Here is a 22,769-nt window from a genome sequence, read left to right as displayed (position 1 = left end):
GGACCATCCGGTCGAAAACGGTTTCGAGAGTGAGGGTGATCGGCGCCGCGAGAAGCGCCGGATCGTCGTCCATGAAAACGCGCCGTGTGCTCATCCGCGCGGCCAGCCAACAGCCAGAGGCACAATGACCAAGAAGCTTCTCTTCCTGTTCGACACCGACGCGGTTCCGAGCGTGTTCGACACGGTCGTCGGCTATGACGGCGGCGCCGACCACATCACCGGCTACGGCAACGTGACGACGGACAATGTCGGCGCGCTCGTGGACGGCACGATCTACACCCGCGGCGGCTCGGAGAAGAAGTCGACCGCGATCTTCGTCGGCGGCGGCAACATGGCCGCAGGCGAGGCGGTGTTCGAGGCGGTCAAGAAGCGCTTCTTCGGCCCGTTCCGCGTCTCGACCATGCTGGACTCCAACGGCTCGAACACCACGGCAGCCGCGGGCGTCGCCCTGGTCGTCAAGGCGGCCGGAGGCTCGGTCCAGGGCAAGAAGGCGGTTGTGCTCGCCGGCACCGGCCCGGTCGGCATGCGTTCGGCCGCGCTGCTGGCCAAGGAAGGCGCCGAGGTGATCCTCGCCGCTCGCCAGCTCGACCGGGCGCAGGCCGCGGCGGATGCCGTCAACAAGCGCTTCGGCGTCAACGTGAAGGCCGCCGCCACCCCGGATGAGGCCTCCCGCGTCGCCCTGGTGAAGGGGCAGAACCTGATCTTCTCCGCCGGTGCCATCGGCATCGAGCTGCTGCCGGAATCCGGCTGGAAGGACGAGGCCTCGATCGAGATCGTGGCCGACTACAACGCCCAGCCCCCGCTCGGCTTCGGCGGCATCGACGCGATGGACAAGGCCAAGGAGCGCCACGGCAAGAAGAGCTTCGGCGCCCTCGGCATCGGTGGCCTCAAGCTCAAGCTGCACCGTGCCTGCATCGCCAAGCTGTTCGAATCGACTGAGGGCGTGTTCGACGCCGAGCAGATCTACGCGCTGGCCAAGGAAATGGCCTGACGCTCACAGCCTGAAAGGTGGCGCCGGCATCCGTCGGCGCTGCCCAGTGCAAACCAACAAGAACCGACAGGGGAGGGACCCATGGCCGCGAACGAGACGATCGAAACATTCCTCGACGGCCTGGCGAGCTCGGCTCCGACCCCCGGCGGCGGCGGTGCCGCGGCGATCTCCGGCGCCATGGGCGCGGCGCTCGTGTCGATGGTGTGCAACCTCACTATCGGCAAGAAGAAGTACGTCGAGGTCGAGGCCGACCTGAAGCAGGTGCTCGAAAAGTCGGAGGCGCTGCGCCGTACGCTCACCGGCATGATCGCCGACGACGTGGAAGCGTTCGATGCGGTGATGGGCGCCTACGGGCTGCCGAAGAACACCGACGAGGAGAAGGCCGCGCGCGCCGCCAAGATCCAGGATGCGTTGAAGACCGCGACCGACGTGCCGCTCGCCTGCTGCCGCGTCTGCCGCGAGGTGATCGATCTGGCCGAGATCGCCGCCGAGAAGGGCAATCTCAACGTGATCTCGGATGCCGGCGTCGCCGTGCTGTCCGCCTATGCGGGCCTGCGCTCGGCCGCACTCAACGTCTACGTCAATGCCAAGGGTCTCGACGATCGTGCCTTCGCCGAGGAGCGGCTGAAGGAGTTGGAGGCCCTGCTCGGAGAGGCCGGCACGCTCAACGAGCGGGTCTACGAGATCGTGAAAGCCAAGGTGAACTGACCTCTTCGCGCCCCCCGTCATCGCGAGCGAATCTCCGCTCTGCAGCCCTGGACCACATCCCGAGGTGCCGCGAAGCGGCCCCGAAGGATCGTCCAGTGGTCGCGCGATCCTTGAGGATCCTTCGAGACCGGCTCGCGCCGGCACCTCTGAATGAGGGGAAGGGCGGCCGAGCATCGCTGCATTCCGTGCCAATGCCGCACGATCCGCAGTTTAGAAGCCCGCTAAGTCTCTGACGGGCAAGCAAACTAAAGTACCAAAAAAGAAAAAATTGAGAGCTGACCCGCTTCCCGAAAAGTAATTTTTCCGCGAAGGTCGGCCCAACAAGAACGACGGAAACGCGAAGGAGGTCTCGATGGACGTTCACGAGTACCAAGCCAAGGAGCTGCTCGCGAGCTTCGGGGTCGCCGTCCCGAAGGGCGCTGTGGCCTTCAGCCCGGATCAGGCAGTCTACGCCGCGACCGAGCTCGGCGGCTCGTTCTGGGCGGTGAAGGCTCAGATCCATGCCGGCGCCCGCGGCAAGGCGGGCGGTATCAAGCTCTGCCGCACCTATAACGAAGTGCGTGACGCCGCCCGCGACCTGCTGGGAAAACGCCTCGTCACCCTCCAGACCGGTCCCGAAGGCAAGCCGGTTCAGCGCGTTTACATCGAGACCGCCGACCCGTTCGAGCGCGAGCTCTATCTCGGCTACGTGCTGGACCGGAAGGCCGAGCGCGTACGCGTCATCGCCAGCCAACGCGGCGGCATGGATATCGAGGAGATCGCCGCCAAGGAGCCTGAGGCGCTGATCCAGGTCGTGGTCGAGCCGGCGGTCGGCCTGCAGCAATTCCAGGCCCGTGAGATCGCGTTCCAGCTCGGCCTCAACATCAAGCAGGTCTCGGCTGCGGTGAAGACCATCATGAACGCCTACCGGGCGTTCCGCGACTGCGACGGCACCATGCTGGAGATCAACCCGCTCGTCGTCACCAAGGACGATCGGGTGCTGGCGCTCGACGCCAAGATGTCCTTCGACGACAACGCCCTGTTCCGCCGCCGCAACATCGCGGACATGCACGACCCGTCGCAGGGCGATCCCCGCGAGGCCCAGGCCGCCGAGCACAATCTCAGCTATATCGGGCTGGACGGCGAGATCGGCTGCATCGTCAACGGCGCGGGTCTGGCCATGGCGACCATGGACATGATCAAGCACGCGGGCGGCGAGCCGGCGAACTTCTTGGATGTCGGTGGCGGTGCCAGTCCGGACCGGGTCGCGACAGCCTTCCGTCTCGTCCTCTCGGACCGCAACGTGAAGGCGATCCTCGTCAACATCTTCGCCGGCATCAACCGCTGCGACTGGGTCGCGGAGGGCGTGGTGAAGGCCGCCCGCGAGGTGAAGATCGACGTGCCGCTCATCGTCCGGCTCGCCGGCACGAACGTCGATGAAGGCAAGAAGATCCTCGCCGAGAGCGGGCTCGACCTCATCACCGCCGACACCCTTACGGAAGCCGCGCGCAAGGCCGTCGAAGCCTGCCACGGCGCCAAGCACTGACGAACGGGGGAGGAATCACGCCATGAGCATTCTCATCGACGAGAAGACCCCGATCATCGTCCAGGGCATCACCGGCGATAAGGGCACCTTCCACGCGAAGGAAATGATCGCCTACGGCTCCAACGTCGTCGGCGGCGTCACCCCGGGCAAGGGCGGCAAGACCCATTGCGGCGTGCCGGTGTTCAACACCGTCAAGGAAGCCGTGGAGGCGACCGGCGCCACCACCTCGATCACCTTCGTAGCGCCCCCCTTCGCGGCGGACGCGATCATGGAGGCGGCAGATGCGGGCTTGAAGCTCGTCTGCTCGATCACCGACGGGATTCCAGCCCAGGACATGATGCGGGTGAAGCGCTACCTGCGGCGCTACCCGAAAGAGAAGCGCACGATGGTGGTCGGCCCGAACTGCGCCGGCATCATCTCGCCCGGCAAGTCGATGCTCGGCATCATGCCCGGCCACATCTATCTGCCGGGCAAGGTCGGCGTGATCTCCCGCTCGGGCACCCTGGGCTACGAGGCCGCCGCGCAGATGAAGGAACTCGGCATCGGCATCTCGACCTCGGTCGGCATCGGCGGCGACCCGATCAACGGCTCGTCCTTCCTCGACCACCTCGCCCTGTTCGAACAGGATCCGGAGACGGAAGCGGTGCTGATGATCGGCGAGATCGGCGGCCCGCAGGAGGCCGAGGCCTCCGCCTGGATCAAGGAGAACTTCTCGAAGCCCGTCATCGGCTTCGTCGCGGGCCTCACCGCCCCGAAGGGCCGCCGCATGGGGCACGCGGGTGCGATCATCTCGGCGACCGGCGACAGCGCCGCCGAGAAGGCCGAGATCATGAAGTCCTACGGCCTCACGGTCGCGCCCGATCCGGGCTCCTTCGGCCGCACCGTGGCCGACGTGCTCGCCCGCGCGGCGTAAACTCTGCGTCCCCTCCCCCTTGCGGAGAGGGGCTTGGAGGGGGAAGGACGCAGTGCTGCGCTGCCTTCCGCACCCGCACCTCCGGCTCCTCCCTTACAGTGGGAGGAGCGCGCTCCGTGGATCGGGGTGATCCACCGTCCCGCAGGCCTGTCCACGGGAGTCTGATAAAAGAACCTCGCCAGGGGGGATCCCATGACCAAGACGCTGCACGCCCGGCCGTCAGCCGCGACCGACTCGACCTTCGCGCCGCCCGTCATCACCGGCACGGCGACTGAAGACGCCCTCGACATTCTGTTTCACGCCCTGCTCGACGTGGCCCGCCGCCACGATCCCGAGCTGGAGGACGTGCTGCACGGCCGCGCCGACATCTCGTCTTACACCCCGGAGATGCTGGCCCGCGCGCTTCAGGTGCAGGGCATCTGGTTCCAGCTCGTCTCGATCGCCGAGCAGAACGCGGCCATGCGCCGCCGCCGCCACGTCGAGCGCGACCAGGGGCGGGAGGCGCTGAACGGCTCCTTCGCCAAGGTGCTCGCGGAGGCCTCCGCCCGGGGCATCGGCGCGACGCAGATCCACGCGCTGCTCAAGGACCTGCGCATCCGCCCGACGATCACCGCGCATCCCACCGAGGGCAAGCGCGTGACGGTGCTGGAGAAGCTGCGCCGGATCTACCTCGTCCTGCGTGAGCTGGAACTGCCGCGCTGGACCGAGCGCGAGCGCAACGGCCTGATGAACGAGCTGCGCGACCAGATCGAGCTGATCTGGATGACGGGCGAGCTGCATTTGGAGAAGGCCACCGTCGAGCGCGAGGTCGCCTGGGGCCTGCACTTCTTCGACGAGACCCTGTTCGAGATGCTGCCCGAGATGCTGCTCTCGCTGGAGGAGAGCCTCGCGCAGTACTATCCCGACGAGACCTTCGAGGTGCCGCCCTTCTTCCAGTTCGGAAGCTGGATCGGCGGCGACCGCGACGGCAACCCCTACGTCACCGCGAGCGTGACCCGCGAGACGCTGCAGCGCAACGCGCTCGCCTCACTGCGCCGCTACCGCGACCGCATCACCCATCTCGGGCGGGTGCTGTCGATCACCGAGCGCTCTCTGCCGGTGCCCGAAACCTTCCGCAGCGAACTCGCGCATATGCTGGCCGAGTCCGGCGACGCGCGGGCGATCACCAGCCGCAACCCGGGCGAGGCCTACCGCCAGTTCCTCACCTGCGTGCTGCGCAAGCTCGAAGCGACGATCGCTCGCAACAAGGGCGCCCGCTCGGTCGGGCCCGACTATCCGAGCGCGGACGGGCTCATCAACGATCTGCGCACTCTCGAAAAGGGGCTCGCCGACGCCAAGTGCGACGCGCTCGCCACCAACATCGTGCGCCCCGTGCGGCGGATGGTCGAGATCTTCCGCTTCTCGACCGTGCGGCTCGATCTGCGCGAGAACTCGACCCGCACCACCAAGACGCTGCACGCCCTGTGGAAGCTCCGCAACGGCGACCGCGAGCCGCCGGAACTGGATTCGCCGGCCTGGAAGGAGTGGCTGCTCACCGAACTCGCCCGGCCGCGCAACCCTGAGACCTCGTTCGAGGATTTCGCCGACCGTCTGCCCGACGACGCTCGCGAGACGCTCGCCACCTTCGCGCTGGTCGGCGAGATGCGCGACAGCCTCGACCGCGAGGCCTTTGGCGCCTTCATCCTGTCGATGACGCGCTCCACCGTCGACGTGCTCGGCGCCTACCTGCTGGCGAAGGAGGCCGGCATCTTCCTCGACGCGACGGGCACGGAGATCTGCCCGCTGCCGATCGTGCCGCTGTTCGAAACGATCGACGACCTGCGGGCCGCCCCGGCCATCATGAAGGAGCTGCTCGGCATCCCCGTGGTGCGCCGCTCCACCCGCTGGCAGGGCGGGGTGCAGGAGGTGATGATCGGCTACTCCGACTCCAACAAGGACGGCGGCTTCATCGCCTCGAACTGGGAGCTGTACAAGGCGCAGGTGCGGCTGACCGTGCTCGGCAAGCATCTCGGCGTGCCGATCGCCTTCTTCCACGGTCGCGGCGGCTCGGTCAGCCGCGGCGGCGTGCCGACCCATCGCGGCATCGCCGCCCAGCCACCGGGCTCGATCAACGGCCGCTTCCGCATCACCGAGCAGGGCGAGGTCGTCTCGTTCAAATATGCCAACCGCGGCACGGCGGCCTACCAGATGGAGCTGCTCGCGGCCTCGGTCTTCGAGCATGCCCTGCTCTCGGAGGGCAACGGCAGCGGCTCGCGGGCCGAACTCGACGACGCGCTGGAGGCGCTTTCGGGCGCCTCGCGGGCGGCCTATGTCAACCTGCTTCAGGCCGACGGCCTCGTCGATTACTTCCAGGCCGCGAGCCCGCTCGACGAGATCGCGCTGCTCAACATCGGCTCGCGCCCGGCCCGGCGCTTCGGCGCCAAGTCGCTCTCGGACTTGCGCGCGATCCCGTGGGTGTTCGCGTGGTCGCAGAACCGGCATGTCATCACCGGCTGGTACGGCGTCGGCTCGGGGCTGAAGAGCTTCATCGACGTGCGCGGTGAGCAGGGTGAAGCCGTGCTGAAGCGCATGTTCCGGGATTGCCGGGTGTTCCGCCTCGTCCTCGACGAGGTCGAGAAGACGCTGATGATGGTCGATCTGGAGATCGCCCGTGACTATGCCGGCCTCGTCGAGGATGAGGGCATCCGCGCCCGCATCTTCGGCATGATCGAGCAGGAATACGCGTTGACGCGCGAGATGGTGCTGCGTGTCTCCGGCGACGGCGAACTCGCCCAGCGCTTCCCGCAATTCCGCGAGCGCCTGCAGGGGCGGCTGCCGACCATCAACCAGGTCAGCCGCGAGCAGGTCGAGCTGCTGCGCCGCTTCCGCAGCGAGTCCGACGAGGACAAGCGCGAGGCGGTGAAGTCCGCGCTTCTCCTGTCCATCAACTGCATTGCCGTCGGCTTCGGCGCGACTGGATAATGCATACAATCTCGGCGACGTGTCTCGGGCTCGGCTGGACGGCCGGCCCGGACGCGCGAGATAGAACATCGTCCCGAAAGGTGGCCGCCGGCTTTCGGAAAAGGACGATGCTTGAGAAGCGCAGCACGCGACTCGAGCGCGTGACCGCGCACACGACAAGACGGTCTCACAGAACGGAGGACTCCCGATGAGCTTCACCCTGATCCAGCAGGCAACACCCCGCCTGCACCGCTCGGAACTCGCGGTTCCCGGCTCCAACCCGACCTTCATGGAGAAGTCGGCCGCCTCGAACGCCGACGTGATCTTCCTCGACCTCGAGGACGCGGTCGCGCCCGACGACAAGGAGAAGGCCCGCACCAACATCATCCAGGCCCTCAACGACCTGGATTGGGGCAACAAGACCATGATGATCCGCATCAACGGTCTCGACACCCACTACATGTACCGCGATGTCGTCGATATCGTCGAAGCGTGTCCGCGCCTCGACATGATCCTGATCCCCAAGGTCGGCGTGCCGGCCGACGTCTACGCCATCGATGTGCTGACGACGCAGATCGAGCAGGCCAAGAAGCGCGAGAAGAGGATCGGCTTCGAGGTGCTGATCGAGACCGCGCTGGGCATGGCCAATGTCGAGGCGATCGCGACCTCGTCCAAGCGCCTTGAGGCGATGTCCTTCGGCGTGGCCGACTACGCCGCTTCGACGCGGGCCCGCTCCACCGTGATCGGCGGCGTGAACCCCGATTACTCGGTGCTCACCGACAAGGACGAGGCCGGCAACCGTCAGACCCACTGGCAGGATCCGTGGCTGTTCGCCCAGAACCGCATGCTGGTCGCCTGCCGCGCCTACGGCCTGCGCCCGATCGACGGCCCGTTCGGCGACTTCTCGGATCCGGACGGCTACCAGTCGGCCGCCCGCCGCTGCGCCGCGCTCGGCTTCGAGGGCAAATGGGCGATCCACCCCTCGCAGATCGATCTGGCCAACGAGGTCTTCACCCCCTCCGAGGCGGAGGTCACCAAGGCCCGCCGCATCCTCGAGGCGATGGAAGAGGCGGCCAAGGCCGGCCGCGGCGCCGTCTCCCTCGATGGCCGCCTCATCGACATCGCCTCGATCCGCATGGCCGAGGCGCTGATCCAGAAGGCCGACGCGATGAGCGCGAAGTAAGGTCTTTCCCATCAGGACGGAGAATGGCCGGGTTCGCCCGGCCATTCTTTTTGGGGGCCAGACGTCAGGCGCTGCCGTTCCGCTCGATTTCGTCGAGAACGGCGTCGGGCGCCACATCCTGGCTGAGTTCGCCGATTTCGGGGTCGGCCTGCGTCTCGATCCCCATCCGCTCGGTGATGGCCGACACCATCGCGACGAGCTTCGTCACCTCGTGTTCGGCCAGAAGGCCGATGTGGAGATCGAGATCGGCCCGCTTGTCGGCCGCTGCGGCCATGCGGTTCTGGCTGATCAGCACGAAGGTCGAGAGGAAGATCGCCTCGACGGAGGCGGAGGTGCCGAGGATGACGAAGGACTCGTCCCATTTCGGCAGGATCGGAAGCAGGCCCGTGTTCACGAGGGTCCAGAAGCCGAAGAGCACGACGTGCAGGGCAACGAACGCCATGCTTCCCGTGAACCGCGTAATCGTTTCCGCCACGCGATCCTGCAGGGAGGCACTGCGCTCCGCCGCGCTCCGACGCTCCTGCAGAGCCCGGATGTTGCGCAAGAGCGCGGGTGCCAGTCCGTCGGGCTGAGGAGGAGGGAAAGTTGTGCGTGCGGCGGAGCCGTTCCGCTCATCGAGGCCTGTCATCATCACCGCTCTCAGGAAGAATCTGAGCGAGCAACCGGCCAGGACCATGGCGTGATCCCGCATCAGGACGCGAAGCCGCCCGGATAAGGGCTCGGATGCGGGCTCGGGAGCGGACGAGGCGGGTGCCACGTCGGCGAACGCGAAAACGCTGCGAGAGCCACCGTCGCCATTCGGCGGCGCGCCGCTACTTCTGCCGCTAGGCCCCCTGGCCCCCCTCGACGTTCTGACTCTCTGAGAGGCGCGCATGACCGCATTCGACGCCGACCTGCGGAGCCTCGCGGCTCAGACGATTCTCTCACGCCGCAGCGTGATCGCTACGAGCCTCGCCACCGGATTCGCGCTCGCAGTGCAGCCCGTCGCGGCCCAGACCACCATCACCACGGATACGAACGGGCTGACGGCCGGTGAGGTGAAAATCTCGACGCAGGACGGCGAGATCCCGGCCTACCGGGCGATGCCGGCCGAGGGCGGCCCCTTCCCGACGGTTCTGGTTATCCAAGAGATCTTCGGCGTTCACGAGCACATCAAGGATGTGTGCCGCCGATTGGCCAAGCTCGGCTACTTCGCTCTGGCGCCCGAGCTCTATGCCCGGCAGGGCGATGTTTCCAGGCTGACGAACATTCAGCAGATCGTGAGCGAGGTCGTCTCCAAGGTGCCCGACGCCCAGGTGATGAGCGACCTCGACGCGGCGGTCGCCTACGCCAAGGGGACGGGCAAGGCTGACACGGCCCGCCTCGGGATCACCGGCTTCTGCTGGGGCGGGCGCATCACGTGGCTCTACGCCGCGCACAATCCCGGCGTGAAGGCGGGCGTCGCCTGGTACGGGCGCCTCGTCGGCGACAGCTCGGCCCTGATGCCCAAACATCCGGTCGATCTCGCCGCCGACCTCAAGGCACCGGTGCTCGGTCTCTATGGCGGAGCCGACCCAGGCATTCCGGTCGCCACGATCGACCGGATGAAAGAGGCCTGCCGGGCCGCCGGCAAGACCTGCGAATTCGTCGTCTTCGCGGACGCGCCGCACGCCTTCCACGCCGATTACCGCCCGAGCTATCGGGTCGAGCCGGCACAGGAGGGTTGGAAGCGGCTGCAGGACTGGTTCCGGCAGCACGGCGTGGCCTGAAGGAGGCCGGCTTGCCCTAGGCCGATGCTCGGGCGAGCCGTGCGAAGTGCTTCGCTGAGTATCTCTCACAAAACTCCCGTCGCGCCGCCGTGGCCAGAGGAGGGACGATCGGTGACCGAAAGTTTTGTGAGGCACTCTTACTTGTCGTACTTGATGTAGGCGAAGCGCGGATCGCTCGGCGTGCCCTCCAAAGCGCCGCCTTCCGCGCCCGGCTGCCAGCTCACGACCTCCTCGATCTTCCTGGCCAGCGCAAAGTCCTTCTCGGTGATGCCCTTGGCGGCGTGGTTCATCAGCCGCACCTCGACCCAGGCATAGGAGGCGGTGAGGTCCGGGTGGTGCCACGCGGCTTCTGCGAGATGGCCCACCGTGTTGATGACCATCAGCGTGCTCTTCCAAGAGGCGGTCTTGTAGGTCCGGCGAATCCAGCCGTCCTCCAGCCGCCACTGCGGAAGTTCCTCCTTGAGTCGGCGTTCCACCGTCGCGTCGTCGAGGACGCCTTCGCGCGGTTGAGTCATCGTCATCTCCCCTGGAATTGGTCTCGGGATGAGTTGCGGGATGAGCGAAAACCTGCGTCCGGACGGGCGGTGACGCAAGCCGGATCGCGGCGCCGGCGGGCCCGCATGTCGCAGCGGAAACGCCGAGACCGGCTGTGGACGGGGCGGGAGCGAGTCCCTATTAAAAAATTCAACAGAAACTCCCGTCTCCGAAGAGGCGGGACGGTCTGATCGACAATTCATGAGGACGCCCATGCTGTCACGGCGCGGAATGCTCGCGACGGCGGCTCTGTCGCTGGCGGCGGCATTGCCGTCGGCTCGCCGCGCCCGGGCGGCGGGCGAGACGTTCCGGCTCGGCGTCCTGCCCTTCGGAACCGCCTCCTGGGAGGCCGCGGTCATCAAGGCGCGCGGCTTCGATGTGGCCAACGGGTTCACCCTCGACATCGTCAAGCTCGCCGGCAACGACGCCGCCCGCATCGCCTTTCTCGGTGGTCAGGTGGATGCGATCGTCGGCGACCTGATCTTCGCCGCCCGCCTCGGTAACGAGGGACGCGGCGTGCGCTTCTCGCCCTACTCGACCACCGAGGGCGCGCTGATGGTGCCCGCCGGAAGCCCGATCACCGACCTGAAGGGGCTTTCGGGCAAGCGGCTCGGGGTGGCCGGCGGGGCGCTCGACAAGAACTGGATTCTGCTGAAGGCGCAGAGTCGCGAAGCGGCGGGGCTCGATCTGGAGAACACCGCGCAGATCGCCTATGGCGCGCCGCCGCTGTTGGCGCAGAAGCTGGAGAGCGGCGAGCTCGACGCGGCCCTGCTCTATTGGCAGTTCTGCGCGCGTCTCGAAGCCAAGGGGTTCAAGCGGCTGATCTCGGCCGACGACGTCATGCGGGCCTTCGGTGCCAAGGGCGCCGTCTCGCTGATCGGCTACCTCTACGAGGGCCACACCGTGGCGGACCGGGGCGAGGTGGTGCGAGGGTTTGCTCGGGCGTCGGCCGCCGCCAAGGACGCGCTGGCGAACGAACCGGCCCTGTGGGAGACGGTTCGTCCCCTGATGGCAGCGGAGGACGACGCCACATTCGCGGCGCTCAAGCGCGACTTCCTCGCCGGCATCCCGCGCCGACCCATCGCGGCCGAGCGCGCGGACGGAGAACGCATCTACGCGGCCCTGGATCGGCTCGCGGGGGCACAGCTCCTCGGTGTCGGCAAAACTTTGCCGCCGAACCTCTATCTCGACGTCGCGGGCAACGGCTGAAGACGACGCGATGACGGCTTCGGTCCCGGTCTTGGTCCATTGACCCTCCGCATGGCCCTGCTCGCGCGCCTGCTCTCCCTCGGCGTCCTCCTCGCCCTTTGGCAGGGCGTCTCAGCCTACGCCGACACGCGCACGCTGCCGGCGCCGAGCGCGGTGCTCGCCTTCGTCCTGCGCGAGGCGGAAACCGGCGGTCTGTTCTTCAATGTCGGCGTGACGCTCGGCCGGGTGGCGATCTCCTTCGTGATCGCCATGAGTCTCGGCGTGCTGCTCGGCATCGCGCTCGGCCGCTCGCGTCTCGCCGACCGGCTGCTCGATACACCGCTCCTCGTCGTCCTCAACACACCGGCCCTCGTCATCACGGTGCTGGCCTATGTCTGGCTCGGGCTCACCGAGACCGCGGCCATCGTCGCGGTGGCGCTCAACAAGCTACCCAACGTCGCGGTGATCATGCGCGAGGGCGCGCGCGGCCTCGATCCTGGTCTGGAGGAGATGGCGACGACCTACCGCTTCGATCGGCGCACTTGGATCGCCCACGTGCTGCTGCCGCAGCTTCAGCCATTCATGGTGGCGGCGGCACGATCCGGCATCTCGCTCGCCTGGAAGATCGTGCTGGTGGTCGAGCTGCTCGGGCGCCCGAACGGCGTCGGCTTTGCCATCAACTACTACTTCACCCTCTTCGACGTCACCGCAGTGATCGGCTACAGCCTCGTCTTCATGAGCGTGATGCTCGCCATCGACGCCTTCCTCCTCCAGCCCCTCGACGCTCATGTCCGCCGCTGGCGCTGAGGCGGCGGGCGAGATCGGCGGCAGGCCCGCGCCGCTTCTGACGGTGCGGGTGGACCGCAAGGTCTACCGCAAAGCCCGCACCGAAGCCGTGGAGGCGGTACGCGGTCTCGCCTTCGACCTTCACGCAGGCGAGATCACCTGCCTGATCGGGCCTTCCGGGGCGGGCAAGACCACGACCCTGCGCATCCTGCTCGGCCTGGACCGGGACTTCGAGGGCGCCGTGATGCCCGAGCCGTCCCAGGTCGGCATCGCGATGGTGTTTCAGGATCCGCGCCTGCTGCCCTGGCGGACCATCGAGCAGAATGTGCGGCTCGGCCTGCCCCGCGAGCGCCGGACGCGCGCTCTTGATGAGCTGTTCGAATCGCTCGGGCTGTCGCCGTGGCGAGCGCATTATCCCGGCGCGCTGTCGCTCGGGATGCAGCGCCGAGTGGCGCTGGCGCGGGCGCTGGCGCTGGAGCCGCGCATCCTCGTTCTCGACGAGCCTTTTGTCTCGCTCGACGACGCGGCGGCCGCATCCCTGCGCGCCCTGGTGGTCCAGGCGGTGGCCCGCTCCGGCACGAGCGTGCTGATGGTCACGCACAACGTGGCCGAGGCGATCGAGATCGCGGACCGGCTCCTACTGGTCTCACCCCGGCCTGCCCACCTGCTGGCGAGCCTCTCGCTCGACCGGCCGCGTACGGAGCGCGATCGCGCCTGGGGCGACGCCACCCGCCGCACTCTGGCCGCGCGCTTCCCCGGCATCGTCGCTCAGTAGAATCACACCCGAGAGAGTCGTGGGCCGCGGGAGCCGGACCTCCGGCATTCGTCCAGCCGATGTCCTCGCTGGTGGTGCGGTCGGCAGTTCTTAAGCGCCGCCGCTGTTCCTTAAGGATAAGCGGAACGGTTCGATGCAAAATTTTCCCGACCGCGACAGGGCGTATGCAGGCGCAAATCTGGGCTCGGGTGCGGTCGCTACGAGGCCTCTGGTTTTGCAGTGCGGCGCCGTCAAACGGTTCGGAAAAGGCCGATGTGAGGAATTAAAATGCTATCCCTGCATGCGTGATAGGGAAATTTGCCTCTCCCATGCAAGGCATGCATCGACCAGCCCTGTCTTGACCTTGGAGCTGCAAAAATAAAGTTGAGGCCTGTGCGCCGCATATCAAATTGTGCATCGCAAAATAGCAAGCTCAGTAAGAAAGTTTCCTGATAAAGCCTGTGGCCGCTGCGACATTCGACGCGCGAAATCGAGTTGACGGCGCCGAGAATTTTCTTAGAGTTCGTTCAAGCTTCGGTTTGAGGGGGCCGCTAGGGGATGCGGAACCAGCCGCGTAAGTTGCCGGGAAAGCAGGTTTATCCTGATTCCTGGGCGACCATCGCGAGCTGCCGGAGCGAATATCATCCCTGTCGCAAACAGCAGGTCAATCCACGGCGGGCAGCGGGCTGCTCTCCGCCGGCCGATAAGACCTGTCGGAGGAATCCATGAGAGCGGTACATCTTCTCGCCCTCGGTGCGGGTCTCGCTGCTGCGAGCCCGGCCCTGGCCAACGAAAGCGTTATGAAGGGCATCGCCAACCCGGCGGAGCAGGTTCTTCAGACCGTTGACTACGCCAACACCCGCTATTCCAAGCTCGACCAGATCAACGCCAACAACGTCAAGAACCTCCAGGTTGCCTGGACCTTCTCGACCGGCGTGCTGCGCGGCCACGAGGGCTCCCCGCTCGTCGTCGGCAACATCATGTACGTCCACACGCCCTTCCCGAACATCGTCTACGCGCTGGACCTCGACCAGGGCGCCAAGATCGTGTGGAAGTACGAGCCCAAGCAGGATCCGTCCGTGATCCCGGTGATGTGCTGTGACACGGTCAACCGTGGTCTGGCCTACGCCGACGGCGCCATCCTCCTGCACCAGGCCGACACCACGCTCGTGTCGCTCGATGCCAAGACCGGCAAGGTCAACTGGTCGGTCAAGAACGGCGACCCGTCCAAGGGTGAGACCAACACCGCCACCGTTCTCCCGGTGAAGGACAAGGTCATCGTCGGCATCTCCGGCGGCGAGTTCGGCGTGAACTGCCACGTCACCGCCTACGACCTGAAGTCGGGCAAGAAGGTGTGGCGCGGCCACTCCCAGGGCCCCGACGCCGACATGATCATGGACCCCGAGAAGACCACCTCTCTCGGCAAGCCGGTCGGCAAGGACTCCTCGCTGAAGACCTGGGAAGGCGATCAGTGGAAGACTGGCGGCGGCTGCACCTGGGGCTGGTTCTCCTACGATCCCAAGCTCGACCTCTTCTACTACGGCTCGGGCAACCCCTCGACCTGGAACCCGAAGCAGCGTCCGGGCGACAACAAGTGGTCCATGACGATCTGGGCGCGTAACCCGGACACCGGCATGGCCAAGTGGGTCTACCAGATGACCCCGCACGACGAGTGGGACTACGACGGCATCAACGAGATGATCCTCACGGATCAGAAGGTGGACGGCAAGGAGCGCCCGCTCCTGACGCACTTCGACCGTAACGGCTTCGGCTACACGCTCGATCGCGCCACCGGCGAACTGCTCGTCGCCGAGAAGTACGATCCGGTCGTGAACTGGGCCACCAAGGTCGACATGGACAAGGGTTCCAAGACCTATGGCCGTCCGCTGGTCGTGTCGAAGTACTCGACCGAGCAGAACGGCGAGGACGTGAACTCGAAGGGCATCTGCCCGGCGGCGCTCGGTTCGAAGGACCAGCAGCCGGCGGCCTTCTCGCCCAAGACCAACCTGTTCTACGTGCCCACCAACCACGTCTGCATGGACTACGAGCCGTTCCGGGTGACCTACACCCCGGGCCAGCCCTACGTCGGTGCGACCCTCTCGATGTACCCGGCTCCCGGCTCGCACGGCGGCATGGGTAACTTCATCGCCTGGGATGGCGTGAACGGTAAGATCAAGTGGTCGAACCCCGAGCAGTTCTCGGCCTGGGGCGGCGCGCTGGCTACCGCCGGTGACGTGGTCTTCTACGGCACGCTGGAAGGCTACCTGAAGGCCGTCGACTCGAAGTCGGGCAAGGAACTGTACAAGTTCAAGACCCCGTCGGGCATCATCGGCAACGTGATGACCTACGAGCACAAGGGCAAGCAGCACATCGCCGTGCTCTCGGGCGTCGGCGGCTGGGCCGGCATCGGCCTCGCGGCCGGCCTGACCGACCCGAACGCCGGTCTCGGCGCGGTGGGCGGCTACGCGGCCCTGTCGAGCTACACCAACCTCGGTGGCCAGCTGACGGTCTTCGCTCTGCCCAACAACTAAGTCGCTTGCGACACTGAGCCTAAGGGTGCCGGCGCGGGAAATCGCGCCGGCATCTTTATGATTTTATGATTATGCTGTAGGGCCTGCTTGGTAGCCGCACGATCTATGCTGCGGCGCAACATCATGGTCTCGGGAGAAACGTCGTTGTCTTCGATAAAAAGAACCGCTGTTCTTGGTCTCGTCGGTGCGGCCCTGCTCGGAGCGGTTCCGACCGCGACCGCCGTCTTCGCACAGGATGCCAAGCCGGAACTCGCCAACAAGCTCGATCCGAATGCCAAGGAGATCGACGAGCCTGTTCTTAAGGCCGCGGCTGCGGTGAAAGAAGAGGACGGCAAGTATCTCGACAAGGACGGTCACCCGACCTTCCACATCACCAACGACGGCAAGAAGGTCGATTGGTACACTTATTCCGGGTACCGCCGTTATCACGCCGAGTGCCACGTCTGCCACGGCCCGGACGGCATGGGCTCGACCTACGCCCCCGCTCTCAAGGACTCGCTGAAGCGCCTCTCCTACGAGGAGTTCTACGGCATCCTTGCCGGCGGCAAGCAGGAGGTCAGCAACACCGCCAATCAGGTGATGCCTGCCTTCGGCGATAACAAGAACGTCATGTGCTACGCCAACGACCTCTACGTCTACCTGCGGGCCCGCGCCGCCGGCGCCTGGGGTCGCGCGCGTCCGGGTGAGAAGGAAGAGAAGCCCGACAGCGCCAAGACGGTCGAGAAGGAATGCCTCGGCGGCTGATGACCCGCTCGAGCTCCCTCGTTTCGATCACGGCCGCCGCGCTCCTGCTGTCAGCAGGGGCGCGGCCCGTCCAGGCGCAGCACCTGCCGGATCTGGTCACGCAGGATGTCCTGCGCGTCTGCAGCGATCCCGGCAACATGCCCTTCTCCGAGCGCAAGGGAGACGGCTTCGAGAACAAGATCGCACAGATCGTCGCCGACGAACTGAAGGTGAAGCTGCGCTACTATTGGCTTACCCAGGGGCCCGGTTTCGTTCGCAACACCCTCGGGACCGGCCTGTGCGATCTGATCATCGGCACGTCCGGCGGTGATATCGTTCAGGCGACCAATCCCTATTATCGGTCGGCCTACGTCCTGGTCTCCCGCAAGGGCGAAATGTCGGACATCAAGAGTCTCGACGACCCGCGGCTGAAGGATCGGCAGATCGGCATCATCGCTGGCACGCCGCCCTCCAACCGCCTGAGCGAGCTGAAGCTCGTCGGCGAACGTATTCACGCCTACGCTCCCTACGCTTTCGGATCCGATCGCAAGCATCAGACGGTGGCTGCGGAAGTGATTGCCGATCTCGCCGAGAAGAAGATCGATGTGGCGATCCTCTGGGGACCGGCCGCGGGCTGGCTGGCCAAGCAGAGCGGCATGCCGATGGACGTGGTGCCGCTCCTCAACGAGCCGTCGCGACCGCCCTTGACCTTCCGGGTCTCGATGGGCGTGCGCCAGAACGAGAACGACTGGAAGCGCAGCCTCAACACCGTCCTGCGTAAGCGCAAGGCCGATATCGAGAAGGTGCTGCGGGACTACGAGGTGCCGCTGCTGGCCGAGGAGGACAACAAGCCTCTCGGTGCGGCGGAGGAATGATCGCGGATTTCGATGCGAAGGCCCGAACCTCGGTTCGGGCCTTTTTTATTCGACGCGTTCGATCCCCGTCGGGTCGAGCTTGGCCAGAGCCTCCGCGACCGTCTCACCGCCGATGACGAGTTCGGGGGCGATCTCGGCGAGCGGCACCAGCACGAAGGCCCGCTCGCGCACGAAGCGGTGCGGCAGCACGAGGCGCTCGTCGGAGACCTGCGCCCCCTCGTAGGCTAGAACGTCGATGTCGATCACCCGCGGTCCCCAACGACGCTCGCGGACGCGACCGAGCGCTGCCTCGATCGACAGACAGACCTCGAGCAATTCGTGCGGCGTCAACGTGGTGTCGATGGCGGCCGCCGCGTTGAGAAACCAATCCTGGTCCGTGTCGCCCCAGGGCGGTGTGCGGTAATCGGAGGAGCGCGCCGTGACCCGGATGCCGGGCGTCGCCGCGAGGCGCTCGACGGCCTGGGCGAGCCTCGCGGCCTTGTCGCCGATATTGCTGCCGAGTCCGAGATAGGCGCGCGTCATCTCTCCTCCGTCGTCGAGGCTTTGCCGGGCCGGCCCCGCACGATCTCGATGGCCGCGTAGTCGAGGATGGCGGGGATCGGCGCGCTCGGCTTGTCGATCCGCACCGTGATCGTCTCGATGCGGGGGAAGCGCGCGAGGCAGGTCTCGGCAATCGCCTCGGCCAGAGCCTCGATCAGGGCGAAGCGCCGGTTGGTGGCGATGTCGAGGGCGATTTCGGCGAGGTCCGCGTAGCTCACGGTGGCGGCCACATCATCGCTGCGGCCGGCCTGCGAAAGGTCGAGGCGGCATTCGAGCGAGATGTAGAAGCGCTGGCCGAGCCGCTCCTCCTCCGGCAGCACGCCATGACGGGCGAAGACCGCGAGGCGGTGGACGAGGATTCGGTCAGCCATGAACGGTCCCAGGCGCCACGTTCGGGCGCATCACCGCGTCGAGCACCCGCAGCGCCTCGACATGCGGCGCCACGTCGTGGACGCGCACGATGTCGGCGCCGAGCGAGCCGGCGAGCACGTGCGCGGCGAGCGACCCATTGAGCCGGTCGCGCGGTGCCGTCTCCCGGTCGTGCAGCCGCCCGAGCAGGCTTTTCCGCGAGACGCCGACAAGGAGGGGGAAGCCGAGGGCGCGGATCTCGGGAAGCCGGCGCAGGGCTTCGAGATGCTGCTCCCAGCTTTTGCCGAAACCGATGCCGGGATCGAGCACGATGTCGCCGTCCGGAATACCGGCGCGGCGGGCGATGTCCAGCGAGCGCTCGAAGAAGCGCAGCATGTCGGCGACGATGTCGAGCGAACCGTCGACCGTCTCGCGGTTGTGCATGACGATGACCGGGGCGCCGTGGTCGGCCGCCACGCGGGCGATGTCCGGCTCGCGCTGCAGGCCCCAGACATCGTTGACGATAGTGGCGCCTGCCTTCAGCGCGGCCTCCGCCGTGGACGCCTTGTAGGTGTCGATCGAGATCGGGACGGACAGCCCCGGCGCCACGGCCTGGATCACGGGCAGGACACGGGCCTGTTCTTCTGCTGCCGGCACCGGCGTGTGGCCGGGCCGGGTCGATTCGCCGCCGATGTCGAGGATGTGGGCGCCGGCTTCCGTCAGCGCCGCGGCCTGGGCGCGCGCCGCCTCGACGCCCTCGAAACGACCTCCGTCCGAGAACGAGTCCGGCGTGACGTTGAGGATGCCCATCACCAGCGTGCGCCGGCCGAGTTCGGGCAGCAGGGTCTTCAGGCGCGAGGGTGGGGGAGGGGCGTCGGGCGGCATCGCGGATTGAAGGTCTCTGGCCGGGTGTGCCGGCCTAGCCCCTCTGGCAGGGTTTCGCCAGATCCAATCCGCTGAAGCGCCGCCCTGGCGTCATCATCGTCCCAGTGCGCCTCAGGAGGCACCGCGATAGCAGCGGATCTCCGCCTCGGCCTGAGCGCGGCGAAGGTCGGCCACCTTGTCGTCGAACATCTTGGTCGCTTTGAACGCCGTAGTGCGCTGACCGATGCCCTGACGCATCGAGAGGATGGTGCTCGCCTGCACGTATTTGTCGTAGGGCAGGATCGAGGCGAGCGCGTCGAGGGAGCAGGAGCATTTCTCCAGCGCCTCACGGGTCTGACCGTTGGCGGCCATGCAGCCGAACACGTAATCGGCCCGCGCATCGGTCGGGTAGTCGTTCTCGTCGGCGCGCGCGGGCGCGGCGAGGAGAGCCGCCGCGAGTGCCGCGACGAGCGCGACCTCAGGAATCCTTCTGGTCATAATCGAGCCTCTCTTCGAGGAGTTCGCCGCCATCGGGCTTGAGGGTTCGTGCCTCGAGCGAAACGATTTCGCCCGGAACTTCCGGCGCAACGACGAAGGTGTAGGTGGTGGTTTCGAAACCGCGCATCCGCTCGGTCTGCGCGTCACCCTCGAAGGGCTTCATCTCGACGCGCCAGCCCTCGACCTTGCGGCCCTTGAAATCGACCTGGACGGGGGTGACGGTCGCCTTCTCGCGCAGACCCTTGCGGATCGCGTTCTTGATGTAGCGCGGATTGGCCTCGAGCAGGCCGGCGAGACCCTTCAGATGGTTCTCCAGAAACAGGCTCAGCACGGGATTGCCGGCCATGTCGGCGAAGGGACCGGCGGGGACGCGGTTGCCGCCGGAGAACATCTGCACGCGGATGTCGCGGCTCTCGGCGCTCTTGCCGGGTTCGACCGTGAGCTTGATCGCGTCGTTGAGCGGCGGGCCGTAAGGGCCTTTCACGATCCCGCTGCGGCGCAGGTAGTCGTAGGTCAGCGTGCTGCCGGGCGTCGTGTTCTTCATCTGCGGCTGCTCGAAGAGCAGGTCGCCTGCATTCGGCGTTGCGGCCGCGTCCCTGGCGGTATCCTTGGTCGCCGGGGCGGTGTCGGAGGCCGCCCAGGCGAGGGGCGTGGTCGCAAGAAGCGTCGTCGAGAGAGCCGCCGTGAGGGCGGCCGCCAGGATAGTCCGTCTCAAAGGGGTGCCTTTTCGCTCAGGGGGTTTTGCACATTCGTCCCGATGCTGCGGTATATATAATCGGGCGGGGTCTCGGCAGCCTCTTCCTTGGCAAGATCCCGCATTTTCGCGTGCAGCGGCGAAAGGGAGCAGGCCGGATCCGTGTTGGCGGCGTCACCCGTGAGTGCCAGCGCCTGGCAGCGGCAACCGCCCCAATCCTTCTCGCGCCGTTCGCAGGAGCGGCAGGGCTCCTTCATCCAGGACGTGCCGCGATAGGCGGCAAAGGCCGGGGACTTCGTCCAGATGTCGCCGAGCGAGTGGTCGCTGACGTACCAGAATTCGAGGCCTGGAATGGTCTCGGCAGCGTGACACGGGAGAACCTTGCCCTGCGGCGTCACGTTCATCAACTTGCGGCCCCAGCCGCCGGCGCAGGCCTTCGGGTACTTGGCATAGTAGTCCGGCACGACGAGGTCGATGACGAGCTGGCCCTTCAGGCGCTCGCGCGCGGCCTCGACGATGCGGATCGATTCGTCGACCTGGGCCTTGTCCGGCATCAGCGCGGCGCGGTTGACGTAGGCCCAGCCGTAATACTGGGTATGGGCCACTTCCAGCCGCTTGGCGCCGAGCTTGACCGCGAGGTCGATGAAGCCCGGCACCTCGTGGATGTTGCCGCGGTGGATCACCGAGTTCAGCGTCAGCGGCAGGCCGAGCTCGGTGACGCGCGCGGCGAACTGCATCTTTTGGGGCTGCGCGTTCTTGAGCCCACCGATTTTTTCGGCATTCGCCGCATCGACCCCCTGCACCGAGAGCTGCACGTGGTCGAGGCCGACATCGTAGAGCGCGTCGAGCTTGGCGAGTGCCCCGCCGACGCCGGAGGTGATCAGGTTCGAGTAGAGGCCGAGTTCGGCGCATTTGGCCGTGATCTCGACGATGTCCGGGCGGGCCGTCGGCTCGCCGCCGGAGAGGTGAACGTGAAGCACGCCGAGCCCCGCCGCCTCCGTCAGCACCCGCAGCCATGTCTGCGTATCGAGCTCGGCCGAGCGTCGGTCGAGCTCCAGCGGGTTCGAGCAATAGGGGCAGCGCAGCGGGCAGCGGTGGGTCAGCTCGGCGAGCAGACCCACGGGCGCCGGAATCACTTCCGCGGGGGAGGGGGCGGGGGTCGGTGCATTCATCGCTCCAGAACCCTTTTTTGTGCGAGACCGGCCAGCATCGGGAGGATGTCGGCCTCAATGACGGCCGGATCGGCGTCGTAGGTCTGGCCCAGGATGCGGGCGATCTGCGAGACCGTGTTCTGGCCATCGACGAGCTTGAGGACCGCAACGGCGTTGTCGTCGAGGTCGAAGGTGCGCTCGGGTGCGAGCAGCACATGCTTGTTGCGCACCTCATCGAAGCGCAGGCGCACGCCGCGGGGCAGGCGCGGCACGTCGCTGCCCGAGAAGGCCGCCGGTGCCCCCGCCGCAGCCGCGGAACTGGCCTGGGCGGTATTCTCGGCAACAAGGCCCTCCCCCGGCTGCCACGCGTCCGGCGGCACCATGCCGGGGGCGACGTAGGCGAAGTAGAGTGCGTCGAGCTGCGTCCAAAGCACGTTGCACTTGAAGGTCAGCGCATCCATGGCCGCCCGCTGCATCTCGGGCGTGGTGGCGTGCCGCTTGACGTAGTCGAGGGCGAAGTCGGCGTCCCGCGGGGCCTGGGTCAGGCGCTTGTCGAAGTAGGCCAGCGTCTCCTTGGTGATGAAGTCGTAGTTCTTCAGCATCCCGGCGACGCGCTCGGAGATGATCGTCGGCGAGAACATCTCGGTCAGCGAGGAGGCGATGGCTTCGAGAAGCGAGCGCTCGGAGACGAAGTGGACGTAGGCATCGACCGAGAAGCGGGTCGCGGACAGGATGCCCTTGGTCGAGAGAACGTAGTCGCGTTCGAAACCCACCCCTTCCGCGAGCTTGAGCCAGCGCTCGATGCCGCCGTCGCCCTCGAAGTCGCCGTCGTGATCGACGATGCGCTGACGCCAGATCCGGCGAAGCTGCGCGTCCGGCAGGCGGGCCAGCAGCGCGGCATCCTTCACCGGGATCATCGCCTGGTAATAGTAGCGGTTGAGCGCCCAGGCCCGCACCTGATCCTTCGAGAGTTTGCCGTCGTGCAGCAGGCGGTGGAACGGGTGGAGGTTGTGGTAGCGCCGCGCGCCGATGTCGCGGAGCGCCGCCTCAAGCTCCTCGTGGCTCAGCAGGCGTTGCTCGAATTCCGGGACGGGCGGCGGGAATTGGGCGGTCATGGCGTTCGGTTTCCCCGGGCTTCGAGTCGCGTTTCCGATGAGGCTCGTTGGAGCTTTTCTAGATGGAGCCCCGCACCGAGAAAGGCAGGGCCGCCGCCGCGCGATTGTATCGTGCAAAATATATTCAGTCCGGCACTAAATTGCCAGGCCGGCCCTGTCG

22 protein-coding genes are annotated in these 22,769 nt (G+C 66.7%); 13 read left to right on the top strand and 9 right to left on the bottom strand.

Features of this window, described 5'->3' with window-relative positions; genetic code table 11:
• Positions 1 to 124: 124 nt before the first annotated feature.
• The 6 genes from FHU13_RS03035 to FHU13_RS03010 all read left to right on the top strand — a co-directional run bounded on the left by FHU13_RS03035 (position 125) and on the right by FHU13_RS03010 (position 8,260).
• Positions 125 to 991 (top strand): NADP-dependent methylenetetrahydromethanopterin/methylenetetrahydrofolate dehydrogenase, encoded by an 867-nt coding sequence (locus tag FHU13_RS03035; RefSeq protein ID WP_183434385.1) that lies wholly within the window; start codon positions 125 to 127, stop codon positions 989 to 991.
• An 81-nt stretch (positions 992 to 1,072) separates the two neighbouring features.
• Entirely contained in the window at positions 1,073 to 1,699 is a 627-nt protein-coding gene (gene fchA / locus FHU13_RS03030; RefSeq protein WP_183434384.1) for a methenyltetrahydrofolate cyclohydrolase, read from the top strand.
• A 352-nt stretch (positions 1,700 to 2,051) separates the two neighbouring features.
• Positions 2,052 to 3,224 carry a malate--CoA ligase subunit beta gene (locus FHU13_RS03025; RefSeq protein ID WP_183434383.1) on the top strand — a complete coding sequence of 391 codons (1,173 nt, stop codon included), beginning with the start codon at positions 2,052 to 2,054 and terminating at the stop codon, positions 3,222 to 3,224.
• Between the two features lie 22 nt (positions 3,225 to 3,246).
• A complete protein-coding gene (sucD, locus tag FHU13_RS03020) occupies positions 3,247 to 4,137 on the top strand; it encodes a succinate--CoA ligase subunit alpha (RefSeq protein ID WP_183434382.1) in 891 nt (296 codons plus the stop codon).
• A 192-nt stretch (positions 4,138 to 4,329) separates the two neighbouring features.
• Entirely contained in the window at positions 4,330 to 7,098 is a 2,769-nt protein-coding gene (locus FHU13_RS03015) for a phosphoenolpyruvate carboxylase (RefSeq protein ID WP_183434381.1), read from the top strand.
• Between the two features lie 187 nt (positions 7,099 to 7,285).
• On the top strand, positions 7,286 to 8,260 hold the full coding sequence (locus FHU13_RS03010; protein WP_183434380.1) for an HpcH/HpaI aldolase/citrate lyase family protein: 975 nt from the start codon (positions 7,286 to 7,288) through the stop codon (positions 8,258 to 8,260).
• 64 nt (positions 8,261 to 8,324) lie between these two features.
• Here FHU13_RS03010 and FHU13_RS03005 read toward each other — a convergent pair whose 3' ends face one another.
• On the bottom strand, positions 8,325 to 8,891 hold the full coding sequence (locus tag FHU13_RS03005; RefSeq protein WP_183434379.1) for a DUF1003 domain-containing protein: 567 nt from the start codon (positions 8,889 to 8,891) through the stop codon (positions 8,325 to 8,327).
• Positions 8,892 to 9,132: 241 nt separating this feature from the next.
• Between FHU13_RS03005 and FHU13_RS03000 the strand changes: the two genes are divergently transcribed.
• Entirely contained in the window at positions 9,133 to 10,008 is an 876-nt protein-coding gene (locus FHU13_RS03000) for a dienelactone hydrolase family protein (RefSeq protein ID WP_183434378.1), read from the top strand.
• 137 nt (positions 10,009 to 10,145) lie between these two features.
• Here the strand turns inward: FHU13_RS03000 and FHU13_RS02995 are convergent, their stop codons facing one another.
• Positions 10,146 to 10,523 (bottom strand): 4a-hydroxytetrahydrobiopterin dehydratase, encoded by a 378-nt coding sequence (locus FHU13_RS02995; RefSeq protein ID WP_183434377.1) that lies wholly within the window; start codon positions 10,521 to 10,523, stop codon positions 10,146 to 10,148.
• A 232-nt stretch (positions 10,524 to 10,755) separates the two neighbouring features.
• On the opposite strand from FHU13_RS02995, the gene FHU13_RS02990 reads away from it, so the two are divergent.
• The 6 genes from FHU13_RS02990 (at position 10,756) to xoxJ (ending at position 17,399) form a co-directional block, all read left to right on the top strand.
• Positions 10,756 to 11,751, top strand: coding sequence for an ABC transporter substrate-binding protein (locus tag FHU13_RS02990; RefSeq protein ID WP_183434376.1), 996 nt, complete (start codon positions 10,756 to 10,758; stop codon positions 11,749 to 11,751).
• Positions 11,752 to 11,802: 51 nt separating this feature from the next.
• Positions 11,803 to 12,537 carry an ABC transporter permease gene (locus FHU13_RS02985; RefSeq protein WP_183434375.1) on the top strand — a complete coding sequence of 245 codons (735 nt, stop codon included), beginning with the start codon at positions 11,803 to 11,805 and terminating at the stop codon, positions 12,535 to 12,537.
• Positions 12,518 to 13,291: an ABC transporter ATP-binding protein gene (locus tag FHU13_RS02980; RefSeq protein WP_183434374.1), complete on the top strand. Its 774-nt coding sequence runs from the start codon at positions 12,518 to 12,520 to the stop codon at positions 13,289 to 13,291. Before FHU13_RS02985 ends, FHU13_RS02980 begins: the two co-directional genes overlap by 20 nt.
• A 704-nt stretch (positions 13,292 to 13,995) precedes the next feature.
• Complete coding sequence (gene xoxF1 / locus FHU13_RS02975; RefSeq protein WP_183434373.1) at positions 13,996 to 15,801, top strand: lanthanide-dependent methanol dehydrogenase XoxF1; 1,806 nt, start codon at positions 13,996 to 13,998, stop codon at positions 15,799 to 15,801.
• 192 nt (positions 15,802 to 15,993) lie between these two features.
• Complete coding sequence (gene xoxG / locus FHU13_RS02970) at positions 15,994 to 16,545, top strand: methanol metabolism c-type cytochrome XoxG (protein ID WP_210287433.1); 552 nt, start codon at positions 15,994 to 15,996, stop codon at positions 16,543 to 16,545.
• Positions 16,545 to 17,399: a rare earth element methanol dehydrogenase accessory protein XoxJ gene (gene xoxJ, locus FHU13_RS02965; RefSeq protein WP_183434371.1), complete on the top strand. Its 855-nt coding sequence runs from the start codon at positions 16,545 to 16,547 to the stop codon at positions 17,397 to 17,399. Before xoxG ends, xoxJ begins: the two co-directional genes overlap by 1 nt.
• Before the next feature lie 45 nt (positions 17,400 to 17,444).
• Here the strand turns inward: xoxJ and folK are convergent, their stop codons facing one another.
• The 7 genes from folK to pqqC all read right to left on the bottom strand — a co-directional run bounded on the left by folK (position 17,445) and on the right by pqqC (position 22,609).
• The gene (folK, locus tag FHU13_RS02960; protein WP_183434370.1) at positions 17,445 to 17,921 is read right to left on the bottom strand and encodes a 2-amino-4-hydroxy-6-hydroxymethyldihydropteridine diphosphokinase; all 477 of its coding nucleotides are present in this window, start codon (positions 17,919 to 17,921) and stop codon (positions 17,445 to 17,447) included.
• Entirely contained in the window at positions 17,918 to 18,310 is a 393-nt protein-coding gene (folB, locus tag FHU13_RS02955; RefSeq protein ID WP_183434369.1) for a dihydroneopterin aldolase, read from the bottom strand. The genes folK and folB overlap by 4 nt, the downstream gene beginning before the upstream one ends.
• Positions 18,303 to 19,172, bottom strand: a complete 870-nt coding sequence (gene folP, locus FHU13_RS02950) for a dihydropteroate synthase (RefSeq protein WP_183434368.1) — start codon at positions 19,170 to 19,172, stop codon at positions 18,303 to 18,305. Before folP ends, folB begins: the two co-directional genes overlap by 8 nt.
• Before the next feature lie 111 nt (positions 19,173 to 19,283).
• Positions 19,284 to 19,649 (bottom strand): hypothetical protein, encoded by a 366-nt coding sequence (locus tag FHU13_RS02945; RefSeq protein ID WP_183434367.1) that lies wholly within the window; start codon positions 19,647 to 19,649, stop codon positions 19,284 to 19,286.
• Entirely contained in the window at positions 19,630 to 20,364 is a 735-nt protein-coding gene (locus FHU13_RS02940; protein WP_183434366.1) for a hypothetical protein, read from the bottom strand. The genes FHU13_RS02945 and FHU13_RS02940 overlap by 20 nt, the downstream gene beginning before the upstream one ends.
• Entirely contained in the window at positions 20,361 to 21,515 is a 1,155-nt protein-coding gene (pqqE, locus tag FHU13_RS02935) for a pyrroloquinoline quinone biosynthesis protein PqqE (protein ID WP_183434365.1), read from the bottom strand. Before pqqE ends, FHU13_RS02940 begins: the two co-directional genes overlap by 4 nt.
• Positions 21,512 to 22,609, bottom strand: coding sequence for a pyrroloquinoline-quinone synthase PqqC (pqqC, locus tag FHU13_RS02930; protein ID WP_183434364.1), 1,098 nt, complete (start codon positions 22,607 to 22,609; stop codon positions 21,512 to 21,514). The genes pqqE and pqqC overlap by 4 nt, the downstream gene beginning before the upstream one ends.
• Positions 22,610 to 22,769: the final 160 nt, after the last annotated feature.

It is taken from the genome of Methylobacterium sp. R2-1 (assembly GCF_014191355.1).
Taxonomy (GTDB): Bacteria; Pseudomonadota; Alphaproteobacteria; order Rhizobiales; family Beijerinckiaceae; genus Methylobacterium.
This window is presented reverse-complemented; position numbering and strand designations above follow the sequence as displayed.

What these genes read in the sequence shown, in the direction of transcription:
- FHU13_RS03035 (WP_183434385.1), top strand. Translation starts at nt 125, where the DNA reads ATGACCAAGAAGCTTCTCTTCCTGTTCGACACCGACGCGGTTCCGAGC.
- fchA (WP_183434384.1), top strand. Translation starts at nt 1,073, where the DNA reads ATGGCCGCGAACGAGACGATCGAAACATTCCTCGACGGCCTGGCGAGC.
- FHU13_RS03025 (WP_183434383.1), top strand. Translation starts at nt 2,052, where the DNA reads ATGGACGTTCACGAGTACCAAGCCAAGGAGCTGCTCGCGAGCTTCGGG.
- sucD (WP_183434382.1), top strand. Translation starts at nt 3,247, where the DNA reads ATGAGCATTCTCATCGACGAGAAGACCCCGATCATCGTCCAGGGCATC.
- FHU13_RS03015 (WP_183434381.1), top strand. Translation starts at nt 4,330, where the DNA reads ATGACCAAGACGCTGCACGCCCGGCCGTCAGCCGCGACCGACTCGACC.
- FHU13_RS03010 (WP_183434380.1), top strand. Translation starts at nt 7,286, where the DNA reads ATGAGCTTCACCCTGATCCAGCAGGCAACACCCCGCCTGCACCGCTCG.
- FHU13_RS03005 (WP_183434379.1), bottom strand. Translation starts at nt 8,891, where the DNA reads ATGATGACAGGCCTCGATGAGCGGAACGGCTCCGCCGCACGCACAACT.
- FHU13_RS03000 (WP_183434378.1), top strand. Translation starts at nt 9,133, where the DNA reads ATGACCGCATTCGACGCCGACCTGCGGAGCCTCGCGGCTCAGACGATT.
- FHU13_RS02995 (WP_183434377.1), bottom strand. Translation starts at nt 10,523, where the DNA reads ATGACTCAACCGCGCGAAGGCGTCCTCGACGACGCGACGGTGGAACGC.
- FHU13_RS02990 (WP_183434376.1), top strand. Translation starts at nt 10,756, where the DNA reads ATGCTGTCACGGCGCGGAATGCTCGCGACGGCGGCTCTGTCGCTGGCG.
- FHU13_RS02985 (WP_183434375.1), top strand. Translation starts at nt 11,803, where the DNA reads ATGGCCCTGCTCGCGCGCCTGCTCTCCCTCGGCGTCCTCCTCGCCCTT.
- FHU13_RS02980 (WP_183434374.1), top strand. Translation starts at nt 12,518, where the DNA reads ATGTCCGCCGCTGGCGCTGAGGCGGCGGGCGAGATCGGCGGCAGGCCC.
- xoxF1 (WP_183434373.1), top strand. Translation starts at nt 13,996, where the DNA reads ATGAGAGCGGTACATCTTCTCGCCCTCGGTGCGGGTCTCGCTGCTGCG.
- xoxJ (WP_183434371.1), top strand. Translation starts at nt 16,545, where the DNA reads ATGACCCGCTCGAGCTCCCTCGTTTCGATCACGGCCGCCGCGCTCCTG.
- folK (WP_183434370.1), bottom strand. Translation starts at nt 17,921, where the DNA reads ATGACGCGCGCCTATCTCGGACTCGGCAGCAATATCGGCGACAAGGCC.
- folB (WP_183434369.1), bottom strand. Translation starts at nt 18,310, where the DNA reads ATGGCTGACCGAATCCTCGTCCACCGCCTCGCGGTCTTCGCCCGTCAT.
- folP (WP_183434368.1), bottom strand. Translation starts at nt 19,172, where the DNA reads ATGCCGCCCGACGCCCCTCCCCCACCCTCGCGCCTGAAGACCCTGCTG.
- FHU13_RS02945 (WP_183434367.1), bottom strand. Translation starts at nt 19,649, where the DNA reads ATGACCAGAAGGATTCCTGAGGTCGCGCTCGTCGCGGCACTCGCGGCG.
- pqqE (WP_183434365.1), bottom strand. Translation starts at nt 21,515, where the DNA reads ATGAATGCACCGACCCCCGCCCCCTCCCCCGCGGAAGTGATTCCGGCG.
- pqqC (WP_183434364.1), bottom strand. Translation starts at nt 22,609, where the DNA reads ATGACCGCCCAATTCCCGCCGCCCGTCCCGGAATTCGAGCAACGCCTG.